Consider the following 24926-nt stretch of genomic DNA (forward strand, 5'->3'; position numbering starts at 1 on the left):
TAAAATGAAAATACAGATCATAATCTATCCGTTATGTATTGCGGCTCTTTTAAGTAGTTGCAACATATATAAAAAGTATACTCGTCCCGAAGTGGATACTCGAGGGTTATACCGGGATCCGGTTGCGGTTAACGATACGTTGGTGTCCGATACGACGAATATGGGGAATTTACCGTGGGATCAGGTTTTTATTGATCCTCAATTACAAACTCTTATCCGTATGGGATTGGAGAGAAATACGGATTTACAAACGGCCATGCTGAGAGTGAAAGAGGCGGAGGCGAGCTTGATGACTTCCCGTTTGGCTTATTTTCCCTCTTTGGGTTTATCTCCGCAGGGAGGAGTGAGCAGTTTCGATAAAAATCGCGGTAATTGGACGTGGTCGTTACCGGTGACAGCAAGTTGGGAAATTGATCTTTTCGGAAAAATGCTAAACACGAAGCGTGCGGCTAAGGCGGCCCTTATGCAAAGCGAAGCCTATAAACAAGCGGTACGGACTCAGGTCATAGCAGCCGTCGCTAATTATTATTACATGTTGCTTATGCTTGATAAGCAATTGGCGATCACGGAGGAGACTGCTGTCTTATGGAGGAAGAATACGGAGACCATGAAAGCCTTGAAGGAGGCAGCCGTTGTTAATGAGGCGGGAATTGTTCAAAGTGAAGCTAATTATTATATGATCCTTGTTTCCATTGCGGATTTAAAGAATCAAATCCGAGAAACGGAGAATTCATTGTCTCTCTTATTGCGGCAGGCTCCTCAGCGTATAGAACGGGGGAAAATAGATAATCAGCAGTTACCGGCTTTGTTGAATGCCGGAGTCCCTATTCAGCTTTTGTCCAATCGTCCTGACGTAAAAGCTGCCGAGATGGCCCTTGCGGGTACTTATTATAATCTTAACGAAGCTCGTTCCGCTTTTTATCCTCAACTATCCGTCAGCGGAACGTTGGGGTGGACGAATCAGGCGGGAAGTGTCATCGTGAATCCGGGGAAAATGATAGCTTCTGCAATAGGTTCGCTTACACAACCCCTGTTTTACCGGGGAGCTAATGTTGCTCGTTTAAGAATAGCCAAGGCTCAACAGGAAGAGGCGAAGCTTAGTTTCGAACAGGCCTTATTGAACGCGGGGGGTGAGGTGAGCGATGCCCTTAATTTATACGCGACGGCTGAACAAAAGATGGTTCATCGAAGCAAGCAGATCTTATCTCTTGAAAAATCAGTGGAATATACACAAGAATTACTGACGTTCGGGACTTCGACCTATTTGGAAGTGTTAACCGCTCTGCAATCGTTATTGAACGCTCAACTTTCGGAGGTTTCCGATCAGTTTCAACGTATGCAGGCAGTCGTGAATCTTTATCATGCTTTAGGCGGAGGAAGAACAAACTAACTTAAAATACAATACTATGATTAGTCCATTAGCTTATGTCGATTCGCGTGCGAAAATCGGGAATGATGTTACCATACATCCGTTTGCATACATAGATAAAGATGTTGAGATCGGTGACGGTTGTACCGTTATGCCTTATGTCAGCATTTTAAGCGGAACCCGAATGGGGACGAATAATACCGTGTACCAGGGAGCTATTATCGGAGCCACCCCTCAGGATTTTAAATTTAAAGGGGAGGATACGATTTTGAAAATAGGAAATAATAATACGATTCGGGAAAAGGTGATCATCAATAGAGGAACTTACCCGACGGATTGTACGATCGTCGGGGATGGCAATTTTCTTTTGGAAGGCGTGCATCTGGCTCATGATACTCATATCGGGAATAATTGTATTTTAGGAAACGGCACGAAAACGGCCGGAAATTGTATCGTAGACGATTGTGCGATATTGGGTAGCGGGGTTATTATAAAGCACGGGTGTCATATCGGAAGCTGGAGCCTTGTACGGGACGGATGTCGTGCCAATAAGGATGTACCGCCTTTTATCGTAGCGGCTCATAATCCGATTACCTATTACGGTATCAATGCCATTCTTTTGGCGAGAGAGGGTAAATTGTCGGAGGCTACCATCGATGATATCGCTAAAGCTTATCGTCAGATATACCAATGCGGGACCAGTCTTGAAAATGCTTTGAATCAAATACGAAGAATGATAACGATCGGTCCGGAAATACAGTACATATTGGATTTTATAGAGCAATCTTCGAAAGGTATTATAGGGGTTACCCTATAATGCAACGGGATGAATTTTTTATGTTGTTGCAACTCTTTAGCATTTTCGATGCGTTAGGAGTTGCAACGACAGATTTTTCTTCACGGGAATACCTATACGATTTCTATCGGAACCATAACTGTCCGGCTTCCGTGTGCGGATCTCCGTTTGGGCACGGAAAAGGACAGGTAGAAGAAAGATAGGCCGGTAATAAAAATCCCACGGTAAATGAAAGTTACCGTGGGATTTTAAATGGTGAAACTTTATTTAAGCTTTATTTTACTTCCTCGAAGTCTACATCAGTTACTTCCTGATCTTTTCCACCGTTATTCGGGGCTTGTTGTTCCGTGTGAGGAGCACCTTGCTGTCCTTGCGCTCCGGCTTGTTGCTGAGCATTGTACATCTCTTGGGATGCAGCCTGGAATACGTTGTTCAATTCATCTATAGAAGAGTTGATTGCAGCTATATCCTGTGCTTTGTGCGCATCTTTCAGTTTTTGTAAAGCAGCCTCGATCGGTTGTTTTTTATCAGCGGGTAGCTTATCGCCAAACTCTTTCAATTGTTTTTCGGTTTGGAAGATCATACTATCGGCTTTATTGATGGTATCGATACGTTCTTTCTCTTTTTTGTCCGCTTCTGCATTGGCAGCAGCTTCATCTTTCATTTTCTTAATGTCGCTTTCGGACAGGCCGGAGGATGCTTCGATACGGATAGATTGTTCTTTTCCGGTAGCTTTATCCTTGGCGGATACCTTTAATATACCGTTGGCGTCGATATCGAAACTAACTTCGATTTGCGGTATTCCGCGCGGGGCTGGTGGTAGTCCGTCCAGGTGGAAACGGCCGATGGTTTTGTTGTCTTTAGCCATAGCACGTTCTCCTTGCAATACATGAATCTCTACTGACGGTTGGTTATCGGCTGCCGTGGAGAATACCTCCGATTTTTTGGTCGGGATCGTGGTATTGGCTTCGATCAATTTAGTCATTACTCCACCTAAGGTTTCGATACCTAATGAAAGCGGGGTTACGTCCAGCAATAACACGTCTTTAACCTCTCCGGTTAATACACCTCCCTGAATTGCCGCACCTACGGCAACGACCTCGTCCGGATTCACTCCTTTGGACGGAGCTTTACCGAAAAATTCCTCAACTTTTTTCTGTACGGCTGGTATACGGGTCGAACCTCCTACCAGGATCACTTCGCTGATATCGGATGCTGTCATGTTGGCATTTTTCAATGCTCTACGGCAGGGGTCGATGGTTGCTTGGATCAAATGATCTGTCAATTGTTCGAATTGAGCTCTTGTTAGGGTTCTTACCAAGTGCTTTGGAATTCCGTCAACCGGGAATATATACGGCAAATTGATTTCCGTTGAAGTCGAACTTGATAATTCGATTTTTGCCTTTTCTGCGGCTTCTTTTAGACGTTGGTGTGCCATCGGGTCTTTTCGGATGTCAACGCCCTCGTCTTTCTTGAACTCATCGGCCAACCAGTTGATGATGACATCATCGAAATCGTCGCCACCTAAGTGAGTGTCACCGTCGGTTGATTTCACTTCAAACACGCCGTCCCCCAATTCCAGGATAGAGATATCAAAGGTACCGCCTCCCAAGTCGAAAACGGCAATCTTCATATCCTTATCTTGTTTATCCAAGCCATAAGCCAAGGCGGCAGCCGTCGGTTCGTTAATGATACGTCTCACGTTCAATCCGGCAATCTCTCCGGCTTCTTTCGTGGCTTGACGCTGAGCGTCATTAAAATAGGCCGGTACGGTAATGACGGCTTCGTTTACTTCCTGACCTAAATAGTCTTCTGCCGTTTTCTTCATTTTTTGAAGAATCATGGCTGAAATCTCTTGCGGGGAGTATTTGCGGTCGCCGATTTCAACACGCGGCGTGTTGTTATCGCCTCTTACCACTTTATACGTGACACGTTGAATCTCTTTTTCTACCTGATCATAGGTTTCACCCATAAAACGTTTGATAGAATATATCGTTTTCGTCGGGTTTGTGATTGCTTGACGTTTTGCAGGATCTCCAACTTTTCTCTCTCCGTTGTCAACAAATGCTACAATAGAGGGAGTCGTTCTTCTACCTTCACTATTAGGTATTACCACCGGTTCGTTACCTTCCATCACTGCAACGCAGGAGTTCGTGGTTCCTAAGTCTATACCAATTATCTTTCCCATAATTATAATATTATTAATGTTATTATTTCGTATTTGGTTTATCGTATCATCACTTTGAATAGTTTCAAAGAACATCTATCTTTTATCAAACGTTGTGCCATCTTCTAAAAGTCACTATTTTTCATAAAATTGTTTTCTTAATTCTATTTTGCATGTCATATTTCCTGCCATATCGTCACATTAAAAACTCGAATCGAGACATTTTGTTCCTGCTTTTACTAAAATTTTGACACGATTCGGCAAATCTGTTTTTGTTATTCGTCACTATAACCGGAAAAAATCGAAAAAAGTGGTATTTATACCCTATTTTAAAGTATTGAAATGCTTTAATTTTGTACACGGAAAGAAATATACTAATTCATGGGTAAAAAACTATGACACGTTATCAATTGGAATCATCATGCTGCGGAACGACGTTCGAGGACAAACAATGGGAGTTGGATTGTCCGCATAAAGACGGAGCTGCTTTAATTTTTGCTAATTACGCGAAGAATCAATTGGAGGTGAGGAGTGATCTGCCGGGTATCTATAAATACGCTAATTGGTTACCGATTTGTCGGACTTTGGATGGTTCCGGAGCTCCCGTGACCTATCGGAGCGAAGGGTTGGCCGAATACTTGGGGTTATCGAATCTTTATATTACGTTTAACGGTTATTGGCCGGAAAAAGGAGCACAGATGAATACCGGTTCTTTTAAAGAGTGTGAGGCTTATGCTGTTTGCGCTCGAACGAATCGGAACGGGGGAAAGGTGATGGTTGTGGCTTCTGCCGGAAATACGGCTCGTGCTTTCGGTCGAGTGTGTTCCGACAACCATATCCCTTTGCTTTTGTGTGTACCTGAGGATAATTTGGATGCTATTTGGGCGGATAAACCGTGGAATAGTTGCGTTAAATTGATCTGCACGGAATCGGGAAGTGATTATTTCGATTCAATACGTCTCTCTAATATTGTTTGTGAGTTGGAGGATTTTTATCCGGAAGGGGGAGCTAAGAATGTTGCTCGTCGCGACGGTATGGGAACTACCGTACTCTCTGCCGTGTTGGAAATCGGTAGGATCCCCGATTACTATTTTCAAGCGGTAGGTAGTGGAACCGGTGCTATCGCTGCTTGGGAAGCGAACAAAAGATTTATAAGAGACGGTCGTTTCGGAAAAAATCTGATGAAGTTGATGGTTTCCCAGAATATTCCGTTCACTCCCATATATGATGCTTGGAGGGCGGACTCCCGGGACATGTTACCTTTGGATGAAAACGTTGCTCGCGGACAGGTGGAGGAGATGTGCGCTAAGGTACTTTCCAACAGAAAACCCCCTTACTCTTTAAAGGGTGGTTTATACGATGCTTTAAAAGCGACGGGCGGAGATGTATTGTTGGCATCCAATGAAGAAGCTTTTGAGGCAAAAGCCATTTTTGAGAAATTGGAAGGAATCGATATAGAACCTGCGGCAGCGGTGGCTACGGCAACTTTGATTCAAGCCGTGCGTGACAGGAGAGTGGAGAACGAAGCTGTCATAATGTTGAATATTACGGGGGGAGGAATCGGACGTTACAAGCAGGAGCATGCGCTTGTTTTGCAAAAGCCCGATATCGTTTTCCCGATTGATGCGGATGCTTCCGATGTAAAAAAGAGGGTATCCGAATTGCTGTTTTAAAGGAATAAGATATTGTCTGTAAATACATTAAAAGATATTCAAAAGAGGTCTTTTTTGAATATCTTTTTTTTTATAATTTTGAAAATCGTAAAACATACAGAAGGAACAAGTAGAAATATAAGATATGAATCGGGTACAAGTTGACGATTGGAGGAGAAAGGCGAGAGAGATCATGCGTAATGTTAAAAATTTATCGGATCTTGATTATCATTATGCCGTGTTGAGACGAGACCGTCAACATCGATTTATTATCGCGGAGTTGTTACAAAAATCTTTATCCGTATTGATCGTTTCCATCAATCGTTTTTTGAAGGACGCTTGTAACGTGTCGGCATCCGCGTTGACTTTTTATTCTATCCTTTCTTTTATTCCGATTGTTGCTCTGGCTTTTGCAATAGCCAAGGGGTTCGGGGTAGGGACTTCGTTAGAAGAGTTGATCAGAGGACAGTTTTCCAATAACGAGAGTCTGGCTTCCACGATCGTAGAGTATGCCAACAGTGCTCTTGCCAATGCCAAAGGTGGGGTCGTTACGGGTTTTGGAATTGTTATTCTTCTCTGGTCCGTCATCAAGGTGCTGAACAGTACCGAGCTGACTATGAATCGGATTTGGGGAATTCGTAAAGGGCGAAGTATACGTCGGATGTTTACGGATTACCTGTCGATTATTTTTATTGTTCCGATACTGATTATTTTGATCAGTAGTTTGAATGTTTTTATGGGAACCGATTTGAAATCGGAATTTCCTGTTTTAGGAGATTACCTGTTGCGTTTGTTCAAGTTTTTACCTTATCTGTTGGTATGGATGTTATTTATATTTTTGTACATGTTTATGCCTGCGGCACCTGTAAAATTCAAACATGCTTTTATTGCCGGAATGGTTGCCGGAACTGTTTACCAGATAGTGCAATGGTTTTACATTCGCTTTCAGATAGGAGTGACTTCTTATAATGCCATATACGGAAGTTTGGCTGCATTGCCCTTACTGCTGGTGTGGTTACAGTTAAGCTGGTGTGTTGTCCTGTGGGGAACGGAGTTGTGTTATATTTTGAGGAATCGGCATTTTATGTATAAGAGCGAGTTGATCGGGGATACGGGTTGGATGGAGACGATGGAACATGCCATCCGGGTCGTAAAATACGTGGCGAAAGTATACGTGAACAACGAGGGAGGTCCCAGTTTGACGATGATAAACAAAGAGATGAAGATGAACACCGGAAAATTGAGATTGGTGCTGGAGGAGTTGATGGATCGCCATATACTTGTGGTAGCCAAAGAGGATGACGATTACTATTACTACCCCGCTTCTGATTTCCACAGGCTTTCCGTGGCGGAAATCATTCTGAACCTTTCGAGGGTAGAGGAGAGTAAAGATCAGGAGTGGAAAGAACAGTTTTCTAAAGCGATACGTGCAGAGTTCTCGGCGAATAAATTAGCATGAATTTGTGTATGTGATGAAATTTGTATATATTGTCGGTCAAATATATATTCAGATATGAGGAAAAAAGTCGAATTAGAGTATCTTTTCTCATCATCGGTAAAGGTTTTATTCTCTCGTCTCAGTACCGCTGCTGGATTATCCGAGTGGTTTTCTGATGATGTGAAATATAAAGGTGATCTCTTTACATTTGTGTGGGATGGTGTTGAAAGACAAGCTAAGTTGGTGGACATGAAGAAAAATGTATTTGTAAGGTTCGTGTGGGAGGACGCGGAAGAGCCTGATGAATACCTCGAGTTTTCGCTTCATGTGGAGCCTCTGACAGAAGAAGTGGCTTTGATTATCACTGATTTCGTGGATAATGAGGAAGAAGCGGATGAAGTTGAGTTATGGAATAAACAGATTGAAATGCTCCATCGCACGATTGGGGCTTGACAGGTGATAAAAGGAAAAATAGAAAAGTAGAGGGGATGGACGGTTATTTTTTTATCTTTGTGAATCCTTTAGGGGGCGTATCGGATAGAAAAATAAATGAATCAAAATAAGGTGCTTAAGATGAAGAAGTTACACCTGTTCGTGTTAAAAAGTTTTATTGGTCCGTTTGTGGCCACCTTTTTCATCAGTATGTTCGTACTGATCATGCAATTTTTATGGCGGTATATCGATGATCTTGTGGGAAAAGGATTGGAGTGGAGTGTTATTGCTCACTTGTTGTTTTACGTTTCTATGACGTTGGTACCTATGGGATTGCCGTTGGCTGTTTTGTTAGCCTCTATTATGACTTTCGGGAGTTTAGGTGAAAATTACGAGTTGACGGCCTTAAAAGCTGCAGGGATTTCTTTGTACCGGATCATGCAGCCTTTGATCGTATTGATCGTTATCTTAACCGTTGCGGCTTTTTTCTTTTCGAATAATGTGTTGCCTTACGCTAACTTGAAAGCAGGGAGTCTTCTGTATGATATAAAACGCCAGAAACCGGAATTGTCGTTGAAAGAGGGGGTATTTATAAACGATATCGAGAATTATAGTATCAAGGTGGATAAGATAGATAAGGAGACGGGAATGATGTATAACATGATGATTTATAATCATACCGGTTTATCTAAAAATTACGAGGTGACCATTGCCGATTCCGGACGCATGGAGGCGAGTCCCGACGGAAGATATATGGAGGTGGAGCTTTTCCATGGCAATACAAGTACGGATGAGGGGTTGAAGTCGAATAACCGGACTACATTTCCTTTTCGGCGTGTAGACTTTGACAAACAGTATTTTTCTATTCCTTTGTCAGGGAATGAGTTTTCGAGGACAAACGAAGATAACTTCAGGGGTGGATACAATATGTTGAGTATCAAACAACTCGAGGTAGCGATAGATTCGTTGCAAACGGGGTTGAAATCCCGTAAGGAGATGGATGCCGACCGGATGTTGTCTACTAATTATGTAAGACAACGGGTAAGAAATGCCAAGCGGGACAGTGTTTTGCGCGAGGAAACGGAGGGTAAGATACAGGACTTGGATAGTTTATATACCTCTTTCGATGCGAAGGAACAGAAAAGGATGTTGGAGGAAGCTGTGGGGTTTGCTCGTGCTGCGAAACAATTTCATTGGAACGATTTGAGTTATCTTTCTTCCCGGGAAGAGACGATTCGGAGACATCAGATCGAATGGCATAGAAAATTCACTCTTTCATTTGCCTGTTTTATCTTTTTTTTCATAGGAGCTCCTTTGGGAGGAATTATCCGTAAAGGAGGATTAGGTATGCCGGTTGTAGTCTCTATTTTTTTGTTTATCGTCTATTATATTATTTGGATGATGGGTGAAAGGGCGGCCAGAGAAGGAGTATTGGAGCCTTGGCAAGGGATGTGGATCTCTTCCGTGGTGCTTTTGCCGTTAGGTGCGTTCCTGACTTATACGGCCATGACCGATTCTGCAGTAATGAGCACGGAAGCCTATGCGAATTTTGTAAAGAAAATCGTGGGATTTTTTAAAAAGAAGAAAAATGCATAAGTTGAGAATTGTGTATATGGGAACTCCTGATTTCGCGGTTCTTCCTTTGCAAAGGTTAATGGAAGCAGGGCATCAGATCGTCGGGGTCGTAACCAATCCGGATAAACCGGCGGGACGGGGGCAAAAACTTCAGGAATCGGCTGTAAAGAAATATGCCGTGGCTCATCGTTTGCCTGTATTGCAACCGGAACGTTTCCGGGACCCCTCCTTTTTAGAGCAACTGCGGAGTTTGCGGGCCGATTTGCAGTTTGTCGTAGCCTTTAAGATGTTGCCAGAGATCGTATGGAATATGCCTCCATTCGGAACGGTGAATTTGCATGCCTCCTTATTGCCGGATTACCGTGGAGCTGCTCCTATCAATTGGGCTATTATGAACGGAGAACATTATAGCGGGGTATCTACTTTTTTGTTGAAACACGAGGTTGATACGGGAAATATCATTTTTCAGCAGAAAGTGAAAATCGATGAGGAAATGACGGCCGGGGAGCTACACGATCGTCTAATGGAGGTAGGTGCGGATTTGCTTTTAAAGACCGCCGAGGCCATAGCTGAAGGTCATTATCCTTTAACGGATCAGACGACGTTGTTGCAGGGACGGGAACCCAAACAAGCTCCGAAGATATTTAAGGAGGATATGAAAATAAATTGGTCCTGGAGTGTGGAGCGGATTTATAATCATATACGGGGACTCTCTCCTTTTCCTGCAGCATGGACGGAATTACGCCATAAGGTTACGGGTGAGGTCATATCGGTAAAATTATTTAAAGCGGAACGGAAATTACTGGAACATAATTTTCCGGTAACTCTCGATACGGATGGTAAAGATTTTATCCGGATCTATGTGAAGGGGGGGTATATCGAAGTGAAAGAGTTGCAGCTTTCCGGGAAGAAACGAATGACGACCGAAGCATTCTTGAGGGGATTTCGTATGGCCGATTATCTGTTATAGAGCAGATCGATGGAACCGGTTCGGTGTGACAATGAGACGAATAATGAAAAGCCGGAAGTTATTTCGAATAACGTGGATACTTATTGTAGTGATAGGAGGAGCGTTTGTTGCCTTTTGGTGTTTGTTTTTACCGGATCCGTTGTTTACGGTTCCTTATTCCACCGTGGTCTTAGATCGGGAAGGAGAGGTGATGGGGATTACCGTTGCGGACGACGGTCAATACCGGATCCGGGGAAAGAGTAGCATTTCCGAAAAATACGTAACGGCCCTGTTGAGTTTTGAAGATAACTGTTTTTTGTCGCATCGGGGCGTCGATCCTTTTGCTATTGCTCGGGCTTTGTGGTTGAATATAAAGAACGGTTCTATCGTGAGCGGAGGGAGTACTTTAACCATGCAGGTTGTCCGTTTGGCTCGTCGTAATCCTCCTCGTACGGTTCCTGAAAAGATAATTGAGATGTTGTTGGCTGTTCGGTTAGAACAGAGTTACACGAAATGGGAAATATTGAATTTATACGCGGCACATGCACCTTTCGGAAGTAATATCGTGGGATTGGAAGCTGCGGCTTTGAAATACTTTAATCGCAAACCAAACGAGTTAAGCTGGGCCGAGGCCTGTTTGTTAGCCGTACTGCCTAATGCTCCGGCTTTAATATTTCCCGGGAAGAATATGCCTCTTTTGAAGAAGAAAAGAGACGATTTATTACGTAGATTATACCGGAAGGGAAACCTCGATCGGGAGGATTTGGAGTTGGCGATAGCGGAACCTTTGCCTGAAAAAATATATAACACGGAGTGTATTGTTCCTCATGTATTGACAAAAGCTTATAAATACCGTAGGGGAGAAGTAAGTCGATCGACAATCGATGCGGGGTTGCAAGGTCGTGTAAACGAGATTGTTAAACGGCATATCGCTATTTTGAAACACAATCATATTTACAATGCGGCGGTGTTGGTGGGGCATATACCTTCGGGAGAGGTCAGGGCTTACGTGGGGAATAGTCCCAAGGTAAGAGAAAACGGAGGTAATCAGGTGGATATCGTTACTTCCAACCGGAGTTCCGGAAGTATATTGAAGCCGGCTTTGTATGCGTTAATGCAGTATTCCGGCGATATTTTGCCAAAAACTTTATTGTCGGACATTCCTTCCCGCTTTGGAGGGTATGTACCCTCTAATTTTAACAAAGAATTTCAGGGAGTCGTGCCCGCCGATCAGGCTTTGGCCATGTCTTTGAATATACCTTTCGTGCGTTTGCTTCGAAGGTATGGGGTCGAACATTTTTATGATAACCTGAAACGAATGGGTATCACGACATTGTATCGGGAACCGGCTCATTACGGCTTAAGTCTGATCTTGGGGGGGGCCGAGTGTTCTTTATGGGATATATGTAATTTATACGGGGGAATGGCTTCTATCCTGCATCATTATAATGCGGATGACGGTAGCTATTATACCGGCGAGTTCGCTCGATTGCATTTGTGGTCGGATAGACCTCCGGTACAGAAAGAGGGAAGGTGTGAGGTATTGAATGCTGCTTCTGTCTGGTTGACATTTCAGGCGTTACAGCACGTGGAAAGACCGGATATGGAGGTAGGTTGGAAAAATTTTGCTTCGTCGATGGCATTAGCTTGGAAAACAGGTACCAGTTTCGGTTTTCGCGATGCTTGGGCAGTAGGCGTGACGCCGGATTATGTTGTCGGGGTTTGGGTAGGGAATGCTGACGGAGAAGGTCGCGCCGGTTTGATCGGGGTACGAGCCGCCGCTCCCGTGTTATTCGAGGTTGCCGCCTTGTTGCGGAGTACGGCCCGATTTTATAAGCCGCAGGAGGAGATGATGCCGGTTGTTACGTGTCGTAAAAGCGGCTACCGGGCATCCGATGTATGTCCGGAAGTTGATACCGTGTGGATCAACGAAAACGGGATGAAAACCGTTCTGTGTCCATACCATCGGTTGATTCATTTAGATCGGACGGGGACTTTTCGGGTAGATGCCGATTGCGAACCCGTGTACCGAATGAAAACGGTCCCCTGGTTCGTGCTTTCTCCGGCTCAGGAGTGGTATTACTCCCAAACTCATGCGGATTATCTCCGGATGCCTCCCAAGCGAGGGGATTGTAAGTCGGAGGATGAAATGATGGAGATGATCTATCCGCAAAAAGGGTTAAGGGTTTTTATTCCTAAGGATTTGGGAGGAAAATCCAAAGGGGTCGTTTTCGAGATCGCTCACCGGGAACCTTCGATGAAAGTGTATTGGCACATCGATGACGAATACGTTGGAATGACTCGTAACCAACACCAGATAGAAATTAGTGTAACTCCGGGTTATCATGTCCTATATTTGGTCGATGCGGTTGGAAATACTTTGCGTCAACCTTTTTATGTCGTAAAAGGTGACGAAAATTTATGATATTGTAAAAAATAAAACGGGCTATGTCGAGAAAAAGAGGGCCCGTTTTATTTTACGGGGATTCTATTATTTCCTGTTTACATCCCTGGAATTTGCCTGGGCGGTAGGCATAATCATAATGTCGTTTAGGCATACATGAGCGGGACGCGTGACCGCGAATACGATTGTATCCGCTATATCCTCTCCTGTCAGAGGTGTCATCCCGTTGTATACGTTTTGGGCTGCTTTTTCGTCTCCTTTGTAACGTACAATGGAAAACTCCGTTTCTACCATTCCCGGTGCTATATTGGTTACTTTGATGTTGTGTTTTAACATGTCGGTCCGCATCGCTTTAGACAAAGCGTCTACGGCATGCTTGGTAGCACAATATACGTTACCTCCGGGGTATACTTCTTTCCCCGCTACAGAGGCTAAATTTACAATATGTCCTTTTTGATTCTTTATCATAAGGGGTGCAATTTCACGGGTCACGTAAAGCAGCCCTTTGATATTCGTATCGATCATTCTTTCCCAATCCTCTATCAAACCGTCTTGAATAGGATTGGTTCCTACGGCAAGTCCGGCGTTGTTCACGAGTACATCTATATTTTTCCATGCTTCCGGTAAAGAGGAAATGGCTTGTTTTACTTCCATCTGATTCCGGACATCAAAATGGAGCGATATTACTTGAACACCTTTCTTTTGCAATTCTTCTTCCAAAGCGTGTAAACGATCGCTTCTCCGTCCGGTAATAATAAGGTCGAAACCTGTTTCTGCTAATTTTACGGCTGTTGCTTTTCCAATCCCGGAAGTGACTCCGGTGATTAATGCTATTTTGTTCATGATATATTGTATATATTTGTTTTAATTATGCGAAGGTATGATTTTTTTAAAGTTTTATGAAAGTTTCTCGTTATAAAATATCTATTTTCGTACCTTCAGTGTTTGGGTCATTTATAGGATAATGTATGTATAAAGAGGTAGAATTGAGGGTAACACCGGAAGAGGCTTGCGACAAGGAAAAGATACTCTATTTGTTGGTAAGAACGTTGCATGTGGAGCGTGTGCGGATTAAGCATACCGAGGTGATTAAAAAGTCTATCGATGCGCGACAGAGGCGAGTGATGATGCAGTTAAAGCTGGGGGTCTTTATCGATGAAGTGGAGCAGCGTGAACGCCAGTTTATACCGATGTACAAGGACGTGTCGAAAGCTCGTCCCGTCGTTGTGGTGGGAGCCGGCCCCGCCGGTCTTTTTGCTGCCTTGCGGTTGATTGAAAAAGGTTTGCGTCCGATCGTGTTGGAGAGAGGAAAAAGTGTGGAGGAACGAAAGAAGGATTTGAATCAGCTTTATAAGACCGGATCGGTAAATATGGATTCTAACTATGGATTTGGAGAAGGGGGAGCCGGTACCTTTTCGGATGGTAAATTATTCACTCGTTCCAAGAAACGGGGAAATGTAAATCGTATATTGGAGATTTTAGTATATCATGGTGCTTCTGAGTCTATATTGATTGATGCTCATCCTCATATCGGGACGGATAAACTACCCGGTGTAATTGTTAATATTCGTAAAACCATTGAACGATACGGCGGAGAAGTGCGTTTTAATAGTCGTGTAAAAGATATTTTGATCGAGGAGAATAAGATGAAGGGGGTTTTGATTGACGAGGGTGAGGTATTGGCAGACCGGGTTATTTTGGCAACGGGACATTCCGCTCGGGATGTGTATCGTATGTTGCAGGCTCGTTCTGTTTTAATGCTCACCAAAGAATTTGCCGTCGGACTTCGTTTGGAACATCCTCAAGAGGTCATAGACCGGATTCAATATCATAATCCTGCCGGACGCGGTGATTTTTTACCGGCCGCAGAATATAGTTTCGTGACTAATATCAACGGCCGGGGTGTTTACTCTTTTTGTATGTGTCCTGGCGGTGTTGTTGTTCCTGCTTGTACGGGACCCGAACAACAGGTAGTGAACGGAATGTCTTCCTCGGGCCGGAATACGGCTTGGGCGAACTCTGCTATTGTCACTTCCATTGGGGAAGAAGAGTTGAAAGAGTTGCGGTATACCGGCCTTTTTGGAGGTATGGAGTTTCAGAGCGATTTAGAATATCGTGCTTGGGAAGAGGGAGGGGGAAAATTAGTAGCTCCCGCCCAGCGGTTGACTCATTTTATGGTGAATAAGGAGAGTGTTTCGTTTCCTAAATCTTCTTATAAACCCGGATTACGGCCAACTCTATTCAGGGAATGGCTTCCTTCACCGGTATATCGACGTTTGCTTGCCGGTTTGGAACAGTTCGGGCGAAAATCCCGGGGATTTATTCATGAAGATGCCCTTCTTTTGGGTGTTGAAACCAGAACATCGGCTCCGGTCAGAATTCCCAGATTGCCTGAACGGATGGTCCATCCGGAGATTGAAGGTCTTTATCCTTGCGGAGAGGGGGCGGGGTATGCCGGGGGGATCGTATCTGCGGCTATGGACGGGGAGGGATGTGTAGATGTATTTACTCTCTAAATAGGGCGATTTTAGTATATATTAACAGGTTAACACTAAAAGTCTTTTGTTTTTTTATCAGAAAATTTGTATTCCTGCAGAAATTACCTACATTTGTCAAAACATAAAGATTATATTATTATTCTAATCCTAAAATTTTTTGTTATGAACAAAGCTCAGTTAATAGATGCGATTGCAGTAAAAGCAGGTTTAAGTAAAGCAGATTCCAAAAAAGCTTTGGAAGCTTTTGTTGAAACAGTTGGTCAATCTTTGAAAAATGACGAAAAGGTTGCGTTAGTAGGTTTCGGTTCATTCTCTGTATCGGAGAGAAGTGCCCGGAGTGGAAGAAATCCTCAAACTGGAAAAACAATTCAGATTCCTGCAAAGAAAGTGGTAAGATTTAAAGCTGGTGCAGAATTGGCAGAAAGCTTATAATTATTGAGAACCATAAAAAGAAGGGTGTTGGATTCAGCACCCTTTTTTTGTTTTAGAGTGGAAAATATATGCATACGGTCAAAGAACAAGTAGAGTATTTAAGCCGGTTTGTGACAGATTACCGGAACGATTTATTCCGGCGTTTGAGCATGGAGCGTACGAGCTACCTGACGGTCGTTTTGGAAGATTTGTATCAGCAGCATAATTGTAGTGCCGTTTTACGTTCGTGTGATTGTTTTGGCGTTCAGAATATTCATGTGATTGAAAATGAGAATAAATTTGAGGATAACTCCGAGATATCCGTGGGGGCTATGGAATGGTTGACCTTGCATCGTTACCGTAATACAAGGGATAATACGATGTCGGCTATTCGGGCGTTGAGAGAGCAAGGTTATCGGATCGTGGCTACGACGCCTCATGAAAAAGATCAGTTGATAGATGATATGGATCTGCATAAAGGGAAAATGGCTTTTTTCTTCGGAACGGAATTGACGGGTTTATCTGATAAGGTGTTGGCTGAGGCGGATGAATTTGTGAAGGTACCTATTTACGGTTTTACCGAAAGTTATAACGTTAGCGTATGTGCGGCTTTGCTGATGTACAGTGTCGTGCAAAGGCTTCGAAAGAGTGATATCGAATGGCATATGCCGGAAGAGGAACGGTACAGGGTTTTGTTAACTTGGTATAAACATGCTGTTAAAGCTTCCGATCAAATATTGGAACGTTTTAATTCTTAATAATATATGGCGGAGTATGCCAACAAAAAACAGAGATGAGCGTATATTTGTAATTCATTATTAAGAAAGGTAGCATGAAAGCATTTGAGTTTTTTTCCGAGCAATTTGACGATATAAAGATACTACGTTATGAGGTTCCTGCTTTCGAGACATTACCTCTAAAAGAAAAATTATTTGTCTATTACTTGAGTCGGGCAGCCATTGCCGGGCGTGATATATTGTGGGATCAGAATAATAAATACAATCTTAGGATTCGAAAAGTATTAGAGAAAATATTGACGGAGTACAAGGGAGATCGATCTTGCGAGGAATACCGGTCTTTTGTGATCTATGCCAAAAAAGTTTTTTTTGCCAATGGCATTCACCATCACTATTCCATGGAGAAGTTTAGTCCTCCTTTCTCCGAATGCTATTTCCGGTTATTGTTGAAAGATGTCGGATTGGAAAATGAATTTCAGGGATTGCAGCGAATTGTTTTCGATCCCGCGTACATGTCTAAACGGGTTGTGTTGGACGAAGGAAAGGATTTGATTCAGGCGTCGGCTAATCATTATTACGAAGGGGTGTCTCAGAGGGAGGTCGAACGTTTTTACGGAGCTATGAAAGGCTCGGAGAAACATCCGGTGAGTTACGGCTTGAATTCGACGTTAGTAAAAAACAGTAAGGGGGAGCTGGAAGAAGAAGTTTGGTATGTAAATGGAAAATACGGGGAAATTATCGGACGTATTGTGGAATATTTGCAGAAAGCTTTAGCGTATGTCGGTAACGAGCAGCAGCATAAAGTCGTTGAAAAACTGATTGAATTTTACCGGACGGGAGATTTGGCTACTTTTGACGTTTATTCCATCGAATGGCTGAAAGAACATCGGGCTCGAATAGATTTTATCAACGGTTTTATCGAGGTTTATGGAGATCCGTTGGCTTATAAAGCGAGCTGGGAGTCTGTCGTGCAAATCGTGGACGAGGAGGCTTGCGAACGTACGCGTAAATTGGCCGAACATGCCCTTTGGTTTGAACAACATGCGCCTATTGACGACCGTTTCAAAAAAACAGAGGTTTCGGGAATAATAGCTCGGGTGATGCAGGTGGCCATGTTAGGAGGGGATTGTCATCCGGCTACCCCTATCGGGATTAATCTGCCGAATGCCGAGTGGATTCGCGAACGGTACGGCAGTAAATCCGTCACGTTGGATAATATTACTTATGCTTATCATATGGCTTCTTTGGGATCCGGAGTGGTGGATGAGTTTACCTATTCCGACGAGGAAAAAATGTTGGCTAAAGAATACGGTTATCAGGGGAGTAACGTGCATACGGACCTGCACGAGTGTTTAGGACACGGTTCCGGTAAGATGTTACCGGGAGTCGGACAGGAGGCTTTGAAAAATTACTATTCAACGATAGAGGAGACACGAGCGGATTTATTCGCTCTTTATTATATTATGGACCCCCAATTGGTAGAGTTGGGAATTATTCCTTCCTTGGAGGTGGCTAAAAGCGAGTATTGCAGTTACATTCGTAACGGCTTGCTTGTACAATTGACCCGGGTAAAGTTAGGGAGTAATTTGGAAGAGTCGCATATGCGTAATCGTCAGTTGATTGCTTCGTGGGTGTATGAACAAGGAAAAGCAGATGGCGTGATTGAAAAAATAAAAAAAGAAGGGAAGACTTATTTTGTGATCCGGGATTTCGATGCTTTGCGCATTTTGTTCGGGAAGTTGTTGGCGGAGATACAGCGGGTAAAATCGGAAGGTGATTACGAGGGGGCTAAATATCTCGTGGAGAGGTACGGGGTTGTCATTGACCGGGATTTGCATCGGGAGGTTTTGGAGCGTTATCAGAAATTGAATGTGGCTCCTTATGCAGGTTTTATCAATCCGGAATACACGTTGGTGGAGGAAGAGGGAAAGATCACGGATGTAACTGTTGATTACCCGGATGATTTTCTGTCACAGATGTTGAGATACGGTATGGACACGAAAAAGCGCTGTCCTGAGAAGTAAGAGACAGCGCTTCGATAGAAAGGTTTGAAAGGTTTGGGTGTTTAATCGGTAACTTTATTTTTGAACGTAATAGTTGCGTATGAAGTCGATATTTTGATTTTGGCTCTCGGATTTGATGTCCTTCCTATATATCCTGTAGTCTGTAGGGGATAGGGATTTTGGGAATTATGACTCCGAGCGGCATGATTTATTTCTAACCCGTTTAGAACGATATCTCCGTAAGGTGCCGAGAGATCGATTTTTGTATTGTGTTTTTGATTGATGCCCAGAGTCACTTTGGAATGCATCGCATCGATGTCTATGGATGAGAAGTTGGGAGAAATCGTATCGATCGAAACCGTACAATACTGCAATCTGGCACCTTCGAATTTTTGCTCGAGTTGTCGAATGTCGATGCTCGTCCATAGGGTACTGAAACCGAAATTTACGGTGTTGACTCTTCCCAGTTTTAATTGACTGTATTTCGTTGAGGTTACTTGAAGATTGTTAATTATATTTGAAAATAGAGAAGTATAGTAACCGGTTAATTTAAGATCGGGTAATTGGTCAATGCGAGCTTCACCTCTTTTCATGTTCAGCTCCATGCTTCCGGATTTCAGAACCTGTATAACTCCGTAGTTTATACTGATTTTATTGTTATCTCCTTCCAGACGGTGGGCGTATATGTTCCCGTGCTCAAGTTCGATCTCTATGGGCTTTGAAACATAATCCAATTGTATATTCCCGTATTTATTTTTTAGATGAAGGTAGGTCGATGTGGGAACATTGATCAGGTAATTTACGGTGGTGCTGCTTCCTTTGCTGTTCTCGTTCGGACTGGTTGCGAAATTTGTTGTAGCGAAGATCTTATCATCGGATTGCTCGAGTTTTACACTGGTCCGCTTGAGCATCTCTTCTGCCGTTTTTTGATTCTTGCCCCTACAGACGATTTGTATGGCAAATTCCACCTCATCTTTATCCCATTCCTGGATGACAAGAATGCCGTATTTGTTATCGATTTGCAGATGGGTTTCTCCGGTTGTTTTGAAGCGTTTTTCAATCGTTCGTTTTTCAACCCTGTCCCTGGCATTTACGGTGCCGATAAAGAATAGCAGTATAAAGCCTGTCAGTAAAATGAATCTTGTTTTCATAATGATAGCGGTTAATATTTAATTGGGTTCATGACCTTTGCAAGAATCTCTTGTATGGATTGTAATGATTTTATTTGCAAGTTATAGCATTGAACGATTTGTGCAATGTGTTCCTCGTGCGACATCAGCGTGACCTCTTTTTCCAGTTTGTAGGATTCTTTCTTCATTTTCTGGATGTCCTCTAACAAACGTTGGCGTTCGGATTCGTCCATATCGCTTGCTTGTTGTTCGATTTTTTCAATCTCTTCTTCCAGTTGTTGACAATAATAAGCTGCAACTTCTGCGATGGATTCCTGAGAATCATCGATAGGCTGGAGGAAATAAAAATGATGCGCTAAAAAAAACAATATCGTGCCGGCAGCAACAGTACTTACGGCTATCCATCTGGTGCGGAGTTTTCTTTTGTTTTTCCGGTGAAGCTCCAAACGTTGTTCAAAACGTTCGAAATGCCCGGGAGTAGGCAAGGCTCCGTCGCAGTTTTCTTTAAGTTTTTTAATTTGTTCATCCAGCGAATGACTCATAGTAATAATTCTTTTTAATTAATTCGATTAATTTCTGTTTTGCTCTGACAAATTGAGAGCGAACCGTGGAAGGAGAGAGTTCCAATTGATTTGCAATCTCGTTGTAATCGAAACCTTCGATAAGATGCAAATTAAGTATCATCCGGTATCCCTGGGGAAGTTGTTGCATCATCCGGTGGATAACCTCTAATTGTAACTCTGTCTCTCCCTTGTTTTCCTCTTCCTCTTCGCAACAATCTGTTGTTTCCGTTATCTCCACAAACCGGATTTTTCGTTTCCGGCATAAATCGATAGCATGATTGATCGCGATTCTTTTGAGGATTCTTTCCATGTTTTCTGCTTCTCCTTCGTAATTTTCTATTTTGTCGAGGACCTTTAAGAAGGTCTCTTGCATGACTTCCTCCGATTCTTGAGGATTTCTCAAGATACGAAGACAACTGTTATAAACACTTTTATAGAACAGTGAATAAAATTCCAGTTGGGCCCGTTTTTCCCGTTTTCGACAGCGTTGTAATATTGTTTTATAATCGCTCATATCGTGCTCTTCTGTCTATATGACGTCAAATAGTGAAATTTGCTGCATCAAAATGGAATTTTTTTGTAAAAAAAATCTGTGCTTTCTTGGAAAACACAGATTTGTAAAGTTTAAATATTTTACTATTAATGTCTTGCACGAGATTTGATAATTTCAAAAAAATCAGAAGCTTTTAGAGAAGCACCTCCGATTAATCCTCCGTCTACATCGGGTTGGGAAAAAATCTCGTCTGCATTTTTAGGATTGCAGCTTCCTCCGTAAAGGATAGAGGTTTCGTCGGCAATGCTTTCCCCGTATTTCTCTTTGATAACGGAGCGAATGAAGGCATGCATCTCCTGAGCTTGATCCGGGGACGCCGTCTTACCGGTTCCGATCGCCCATACCGGCTCGTAAGCTATAACTACATGTGCGAATTGTTCGGGGGTAAGATTGAATAACCCGTCGGTTAATTGCTGTTTCACGATCTCGAAATGTTTGTTACTTTCTCTCTCTTCGAGTACTTCTCCGACACAGAAAATAATATTCAATTTGCTATCTAAGGCTTGAGCCACTTTTTTTACCAATACGGGACTGGTTTCACCGTAATAAGATCTTCTTTCGGAATGTCCCAAAATGACATGTTTGGCTCCTGTCGAAGCAATCATGTCGGCAGATATTTCACCCGTGTATGCTCCGGCTTTTTCCGTGGCGCAGTTTTGAGCTGAAACCGAAATACTGGGCTCTGTCAGATTATTGGCTACCTTTGCCAGATGAATGAAAGGAGTACCTAAAATGACAGTTACACCTTCTGCGCCCTCTTTGAAACGTACATAGTCGTTTACCTCTCTTGCCAATTCGATACCTTCGGCAAAGGTTTTGTTCATTTTCCAGTTGCCTGCTACGATTTTCTTTCTCATATCTTTAATTTAATATTTTGAAATGTGTATGATCTGCCTTTTTTCTTTTTTTTCCGAGAAATAGGAAATACATTACAAAGAAAAGAAGGATTAAGGAGTAAACCAAATATTTAGACTTTAATTCTTGTTGTTTGTAGACACAGAATGCTGTCAGATCCTTATTTTTTAATTCATCGGTTTGGGGAATATCATTTTTTGACCATTTACCTAAAATGGTTCCTTTGTTTAATAAAATAAGGCCCGGATTGGAACGGATCATCGTCTTTAACTGGATCTCGTCGGCCGTACAAAAGTCGTAGGGAACCTTATAACGGTTCTTGTAGGTTCGGACTTCTTCTTGAGAGGAGGAGGTCAATCCGTAAAAGCGGTAGCCTTGCTCCCGGGCATACCGGGCCAATTCGTTAATTGCCTCCTGATGTTTTGCGGAACTCAGGTTGATGTTGTAGTGGACGGCTAAAAAGGTATAGTTATTGTCTTGCAGAATTTCTTCTGTAATCTCTCCTAAATCGGGATGATCGATAAGCAGATCGTGAATGGGAGGAGTGTATCCTTTTTTTACCAAACGTTCGGAAGAGCTATGGTATTCCCAGGTAAGGGTGTCTTGCCACGGATAATTTTGTTCCGTAAACGGTTTGATCTCGCCTGTCTGCTTATTTTTGTATTTCAGAATAACTTCGTATTGATCCGGTTCTGCTCCTTCCGGTAACAGCATACCTTCCGTTATGTTTTTTCCGACGGCGTAAGGACGGAAATCCAATATGGGAAGATACAGGTAACAATGCAATGAAAGAAAGAGCATCATTCCTCCTGATAGCAAAAGAAGAGAGAGTTGCTTAAACCAGTGAAGCGAAGAGTGAAATCGTTTTCTATTTAGAAATAGCGTGAGGGTTAAAAGGAGGAGAATGGTATTTTTCCAAAATGTTGCCCAGTTGCTTAACACGATCGCATCTCCGAAACAACCACAGTCGCTGACCGGGTTTGTTAAGGCCAGAACGAGAGTTAGCGGGGTGAATATTCCCATGAAAATAAGAGCTCCTTTTATAGCCCATCGCGTGCACGCGTTGAATAGTAATGCCGTACCCACTAAAAATTCCGCGAGAGATAATACGAAGGAGAGAAAAAGAGAGCATGTGCTTGCCCACCCGATTCCAAAAGCATTGAAATAGTCCGTGAATTTGTACATCGATCCTAAAGGATCGATACCTTTTACAAATCCGGAATAGATAAATACAATTCCGACGATGATTCTGCAACAGTCTCGAATAATTTTCATATCTCTTTTTCAACAACAAGGCGAATCAGACCGAATACGGCATAGTTGATCATGTCGTAATAGTTCGCATCTATTCCTTCCGAGATAATGGTATTTCCTTGATGATCCTCGATTTGTTTCGTACGGTTTATTTTCATCAGGATCAAATCGGTATAGGAACTGATACGCATTGCTCTCCAGGCTTCATCGTAATCGTGGTTTTTGTTTAACATTAATGCTTTGGCCTTTTGGAAATAGGCTTGATAAAGCCGGAGTATCTCTTCCTGAGAGCTACGATTCCCCGGACCTAACTCCAGCTGTATAAGTCCCATGATAGCATAGTTTATAATACCAATGAATTCGGGAACGATACCCTCGTTTACTTTCGAGATTCCTTTTTGCTCGATACTGCGAATTCGGTTGGCCTTAATATATATTTGATCCGTGATGGAGGTCGGTCTGAGAATTCTCCAGGCTGTTCCATAGTCTTGCATTTTTTTAACAAAAATATCTTGACAGGTATCTATCACTCTATCATATTGTTGGGCTGTATCCGACATCTTCGTTCTATTTTTTAAATTATGATATTAAAAAAACTAATTGTTATTTTGATGTGTAAAAATAGGGACAATAGTTGAAAGTTGAAAACGGAAAGCTGAAAATTAGCATGAGTATGAAAAAATTAATTGAAATCGGCGATCGGAAGTTGAATTTGGCAGAACCTGTGGTAATGGGGATTTTGAACGTAACTCCCGATTCTTTTTATGACGGAGGAAAATACCTTAGCGAAGTACGGATGATCGAGCGGATAAATACGATTGTGGAGGAGGGAGCGTCGATTATTGATGTGGGAGCTTATTCCACTCGTCCGGGAGCTGCTTTCGTGGATGAGAAGGAAGAGTTGTCACGATTGAGTTTTGCCGTAGAACTGATTCGTAAGTATCATCCGGAACTTCCTGTTTCTATTGATACTTTTCGGGCGAATGTGGCTAAAGAGATCTTTCATTGCCTTGGGCCGGTCATCGTGAATGATATTTCCGGAGGTACGATGGATGATCGTATGTTTGAGACGATAGCGGAGATGAATGTACCTTATGTTTTAATGCATATTCAGGGAACGCCTCAAGACATGCAAAAAAATCCCCATTATGAGGATGTCGTTCGGGAGGTTTATGATTTTCTGGCCGAGCGAATTAAGCGATTGAATGATTTGGGATTTGACAAGATTATAGTGGATCAGGGATTTGGTTTCGGAAAAACGGTAGCTCACAACTATCAATTGATGGATAAGATGGAGATCTTTTTGGAGTTGGGGTATCCCTTGTTGGTGGGTGTTTCCCGTAAGTCTATGATATGTCGCCTATTGGACGTTACTCCCCAGGAAGCTTTGAACGGAACGACTGTATTGAATACCGTATCTCTTTTAAAGGGAGCGAACATCTTACGTGTCCATGATGTCCGGGAAGCGGTGGAGGCTATTCGTATCGTTGATGCAATGCATTTTCGATCAATAGAATAGATCGATTTTCGTATTTTGTCGTAAATGAAGATTCCAGGTTTCCCGAGTTGAAGAGTGAAATATTATTTTTTTAACTCCTTGAATAGGGGATGAATAACTTCCCATAATACAATCCCGGCAGAAACGGAGATGTTGAATGAATGTTTGGTTCCGAATTGAGGAATTTCCAAGCACAGGTCGGAGAGGTTTACCACATTTTGTTGGACACCTTTTACCTCGTTCCCGAATATGAAAGCATATTTTCGTGTTTTTTCAATGGCATAATCTTCCAATGAGAGGCTGTTTTCTGTTTGCTCTACGGTAACAATCGTAAAACCTTCCGTTTTTAATTTTCGAATCGCTTCTATGGTCTCCTCGAAGTATTCCCATGCCACGCTTTCTTCCGCTCCTAAGGCTGTTTTATGAATCTCGCGGTGGGGAGGGGTGGCGGTAATGCCGCAAAGATATATCTTTTCCAATCGGAAAGCATCGGAAGTTCGGAATACCGATCCTATATTGTTTAAACTGCGTACATTATCCAAAACGACCACGATAGGAAGTTTTTCAGCTTTTTTATATTCTTCCGGAGAGAGTCGATTCAACTCTTCATTTAATCGTTTTCGGTATTCCATAAGCTTGTAT

Annotated in this window: 22 protein-coding genes; 13 read left to right on the forward strand and 9 right to left on the reverse strand. The window is 42.7% G+C overall.

The annotated features are described in order from the left end of the window. The first annotated feature begins 4 nt into the window (after positions 1 to 4). Together DMB45_RS00560 and lpxA are read left to right on the forward strand one after the other, a co-directional pair. Positions 5 to 1390, forward strand: a complete 1386-nt coding sequence (locus DMB45_RS00560) for a TolC family protein (RefSeq protein WP_041503965.1) — start codon at positions 5 to 7, stop codon at positions 1388 to 1390. A 16-nt stretch (positions 1391 to 1406) separates the two neighbouring features. Continuing rightward, on the forward strand, positions 1407 to 2186 hold the full coding sequence (gene lpxA, locus DMB45_RS00565; RefSeq protein ID WP_041503964.1) for an acyl-ACP--UDP-N-acetylglucosamine O-acyltransferase: 780 nt from the start codon (positions 1407 to 1409) through the stop codon (positions 2184 to 2186). Between the two features lie 253 nt (positions 2187 to 2439). Here the strand turns inward: lpxA and dnaK are convergent, their stop codons facing one another. After that, a complete protein-coding gene (gene dnaK / locus DMB45_RS00575; RefSeq protein WP_041504098.1) occupies positions 2440 to 4353 on the reverse strand; it encodes a molecular chaperone DnaK in 1914 nt (637 codons plus the stop codon). Positions 4354 to 4727: 374 nt separating this feature from the next. Here dnaK and DMB45_RS00580 point away from each other — a divergent pair, with 374 nt between their 5' ends. The 6 genes from DMB45_RS00580 to pbpC all read left to right on the forward strand — a co-directional run bounded on the left by DMB45_RS00580 (position 4728) and on the right by pbpC (position 12803). Next, on the forward strand, positions 4728 to 6005 hold the full coding sequence (locus DMB45_RS00580) for a cysteate synthase (RefSeq protein ID WP_041503963.1): 1278 nt from the start codon (positions 4728 to 4730) through the stop codon (positions 6003 to 6005). A 124-nt stretch (positions 6006 to 6129) separates the two neighbouring features. Continuing rightward, complete coding sequence (locus tag DMB45_RS00585; protein WP_041503962.1) at positions 6130 to 7443, forward strand: YihY/virulence factor BrkB family protein; 1314 nt, start codon at positions 6130 to 6132, stop codon at positions 7441 to 7443. 54 nt (positions 7444 to 7497) lie between these two features. Continuing rightward, a complete protein-coding gene (locus DMB45_RS00590; protein WP_041503961.1) occupies positions 7498 to 7875 on the forward strand; it encodes an START-like domain-containing protein in 378 nt (125 codons plus the stop codon). Positions 7876 to 7995: 120 nt separating this feature from the next. Then, complete coding sequence (locus tag DMB45_RS00595; protein WP_110688420.1) at positions 7996 to 9450, forward strand: LptF/LptG family permease; 1455 nt, start codon at positions 7996 to 7998, stop codon at positions 9448 to 9450. Next, complete coding sequence (gene fmt / locus DMB45_RS00600) at positions 9443 to 10399, forward strand: methionyl-tRNA formyltransferase (protein ID WP_041503959.1); 957 nt, start codon at positions 9443 to 9445, stop codon at positions 10397 to 10399. The genes DMB45_RS00595 and fmt overlap by 8 nt, the downstream gene beginning before the upstream one ends. A gap of 43 nt (positions 10400 to 10442) precedes the next feature. Further along, complete coding sequence (gene pbpC / locus DMB45_RS00605; protein ID WP_041503958.1) at positions 10443 to 12803, forward strand: penicillin-binding protein 1C; 2361 nt, start codon at positions 10443 to 10445, stop codon at positions 12801 to 12803. 66 nt (positions 12804 to 12869) lie between these two features. Here the strand turns inward: pbpC and DMB45_RS00610 are convergent, their stop codons facing one another. Beyond that, positions 12870 to 13625, reverse strand: a complete 756-nt coding sequence (locus DMB45_RS00610; RefSeq protein WP_041503957.1) for an SDR family NAD(P)-dependent oxidoreductase — start codon at positions 13623 to 13625, stop codon at positions 12870 to 12872. A gap of 125 nt (positions 13626 to 13750) precedes the next feature. Between DMB45_RS00610 and DMB45_RS00615 the strand changes: the two genes are divergently transcribed. From DMB45_RS00615 to DMB45_RS00630, 4 genes are all read left to right on the forward strand, one after another. Then, the gene (locus DMB45_RS00615) at positions 13751 to 15298 is read left to right on the forward strand and encodes an NAD(P)/FAD-dependent oxidoreductase (protein ID WP_041503956.1); all 1548 of its coding nucleotides are present in this window, start codon (positions 13751 to 13753) and stop codon (positions 15296 to 15298) included. A gap of 144 nt (positions 15299 to 15442) precedes the next feature. Then, positions 15443 to 15712: an HU family DNA-binding protein gene (locus DMB45_RS00620; protein WP_041503955.1), complete on the forward strand. Its 270-nt coding sequence runs from the start codon at positions 15443 to 15445 to the stop codon at positions 15710 to 15712. A 68-nt stretch (positions 15713 to 15780) separates the two neighbouring features. Continuing rightward, on the forward strand, positions 15781 to 16449 hold the full coding sequence (locus DMB45_RS00625; RefSeq protein ID WP_041503954.1) for a TrmH family RNA methyltransferase: 669 nt from the start codon (positions 15781 to 15783) through the stop codon (positions 16447 to 16449). 74 nt (positions 16450 to 16523) lie between these two features. Then, on the forward strand, positions 16524 to 18452 hold the full coding sequence (locus DMB45_RS00630) for a dipeptidyl-peptidase 3 family protein (RefSeq protein ID WP_041504984.1): 1929 nt from the start codon (positions 16524 to 16526) through the stop codon (positions 18450 to 18452). A gap of 41 nt (positions 18453 to 18493) precedes the next feature. On the opposite strand, the gene DMB45_RS00635 is transcribed toward DMB45_RS00630, so the two are convergent. The 6 genes from DMB45_RS00635 to DMB45_RS00660 all read right to left on the reverse strand — a co-directional run bounded on the left by DMB45_RS00635 (position 18494) and on the right by DMB45_RS00660 (position 23346). Next, positions 18494 to 19582, reverse strand: a complete 1089-nt coding sequence (locus tag DMB45_RS00635) for a hypothetical protein (protein WP_041503952.1) — start codon at positions 19580 to 19582, stop codon at positions 18494 to 18496. A gap of 11 nt (positions 19583 to 19593) precedes the next feature. After that, positions 19594 to 20103, reverse strand: a complete 510-nt coding sequence (locus tag DMB45_RS00640; protein ID WP_041503951.1) for a hypothetical protein — start codon at positions 20101 to 20103, stop codon at positions 19594 to 19596. After that, positions 20084 to 20638 carry an RNA polymerase sigma factor gene (locus DMB45_RS00645; protein WP_041503950.1) on the reverse strand — a complete coding sequence of 185 codons (555 nt, stop codon included), beginning with the start codon at positions 20636 to 20638 and terminating at the stop codon, positions 20084 to 20086. The genes DMB45_RS00640 and DMB45_RS00645 overlap by 20 nt, the downstream gene beginning before the upstream one ends. A 125-nt stretch (positions 20639 to 20763) precedes the next feature. Next, the gene (gene tpiA, locus DMB45_RS00650) at positions 20764 to 21534 is read right to left on the reverse strand and encodes a triose-phosphate isomerase (protein WP_041503949.1); all 771 of its coding nucleotides are present in this window, start codon (positions 21532 to 21534) and stop codon (positions 20764 to 20766) included. Between the two features lie 4 nt (positions 21535 to 21538). Next, a complete protein-coding gene (locus DMB45_RS00655) occupies positions 21539 to 22807 on the reverse strand; it encodes a BT_3928 family protein (protein ID WP_041503948.1) in 1269 nt (422 codons plus the stop codon). Further along, on the reverse strand, positions 22804 to 23346 hold the full coding sequence (locus DMB45_RS00660; RefSeq protein ID WP_041503947.1) for a DUF1599 domain-containing protein: 543 nt from the start codon (positions 23344 to 23346) through the stop codon (positions 22804 to 22806). The genes DMB45_RS00655 and DMB45_RS00660 overlap by 4 nt, the downstream gene beginning before the upstream one ends. A gap of 113 nt (positions 23347 to 23459) precedes the next feature. Between DMB45_RS00660 and folP the strand changes: the two genes are divergently transcribed. Further along, positions 23460 to 24305 (forward strand): dihydropteroate synthase, encoded by an 846-nt coding sequence (gene folP / locus DMB45_RS00665; protein ID WP_041504097.1) that lies wholly within the window; start codon positions 23460 to 23462, stop codon positions 24303 to 24305. A gap of 62 nt (positions 24306 to 24367) precedes the next feature. Here folP and DMB45_RS00670 read toward each other — a convergent pair whose 3' ends face one another. Beyond that, positions 24368 to 24916: an RNA methyltransferase gene (locus DMB45_RS00670; protein ID WP_041503946.1), complete on the reverse strand. Its 549-nt coding sequence runs from the start codon at positions 24914 to 24916 to the stop codon at positions 24368 to 24370. Positions 24917 to 24926 lie beyond the last annotated feature (10 nt).

The sequence above is a fragment of the Sanguibacteroides justesenii genome (assembly GCF_003204205.1).
Lineage (GTDB): Bacteria > Bacteroidota > Bacteroidia > Bacteroidales > Marinifilaceae > Gabonibacter > Gabonibacter massiliensis.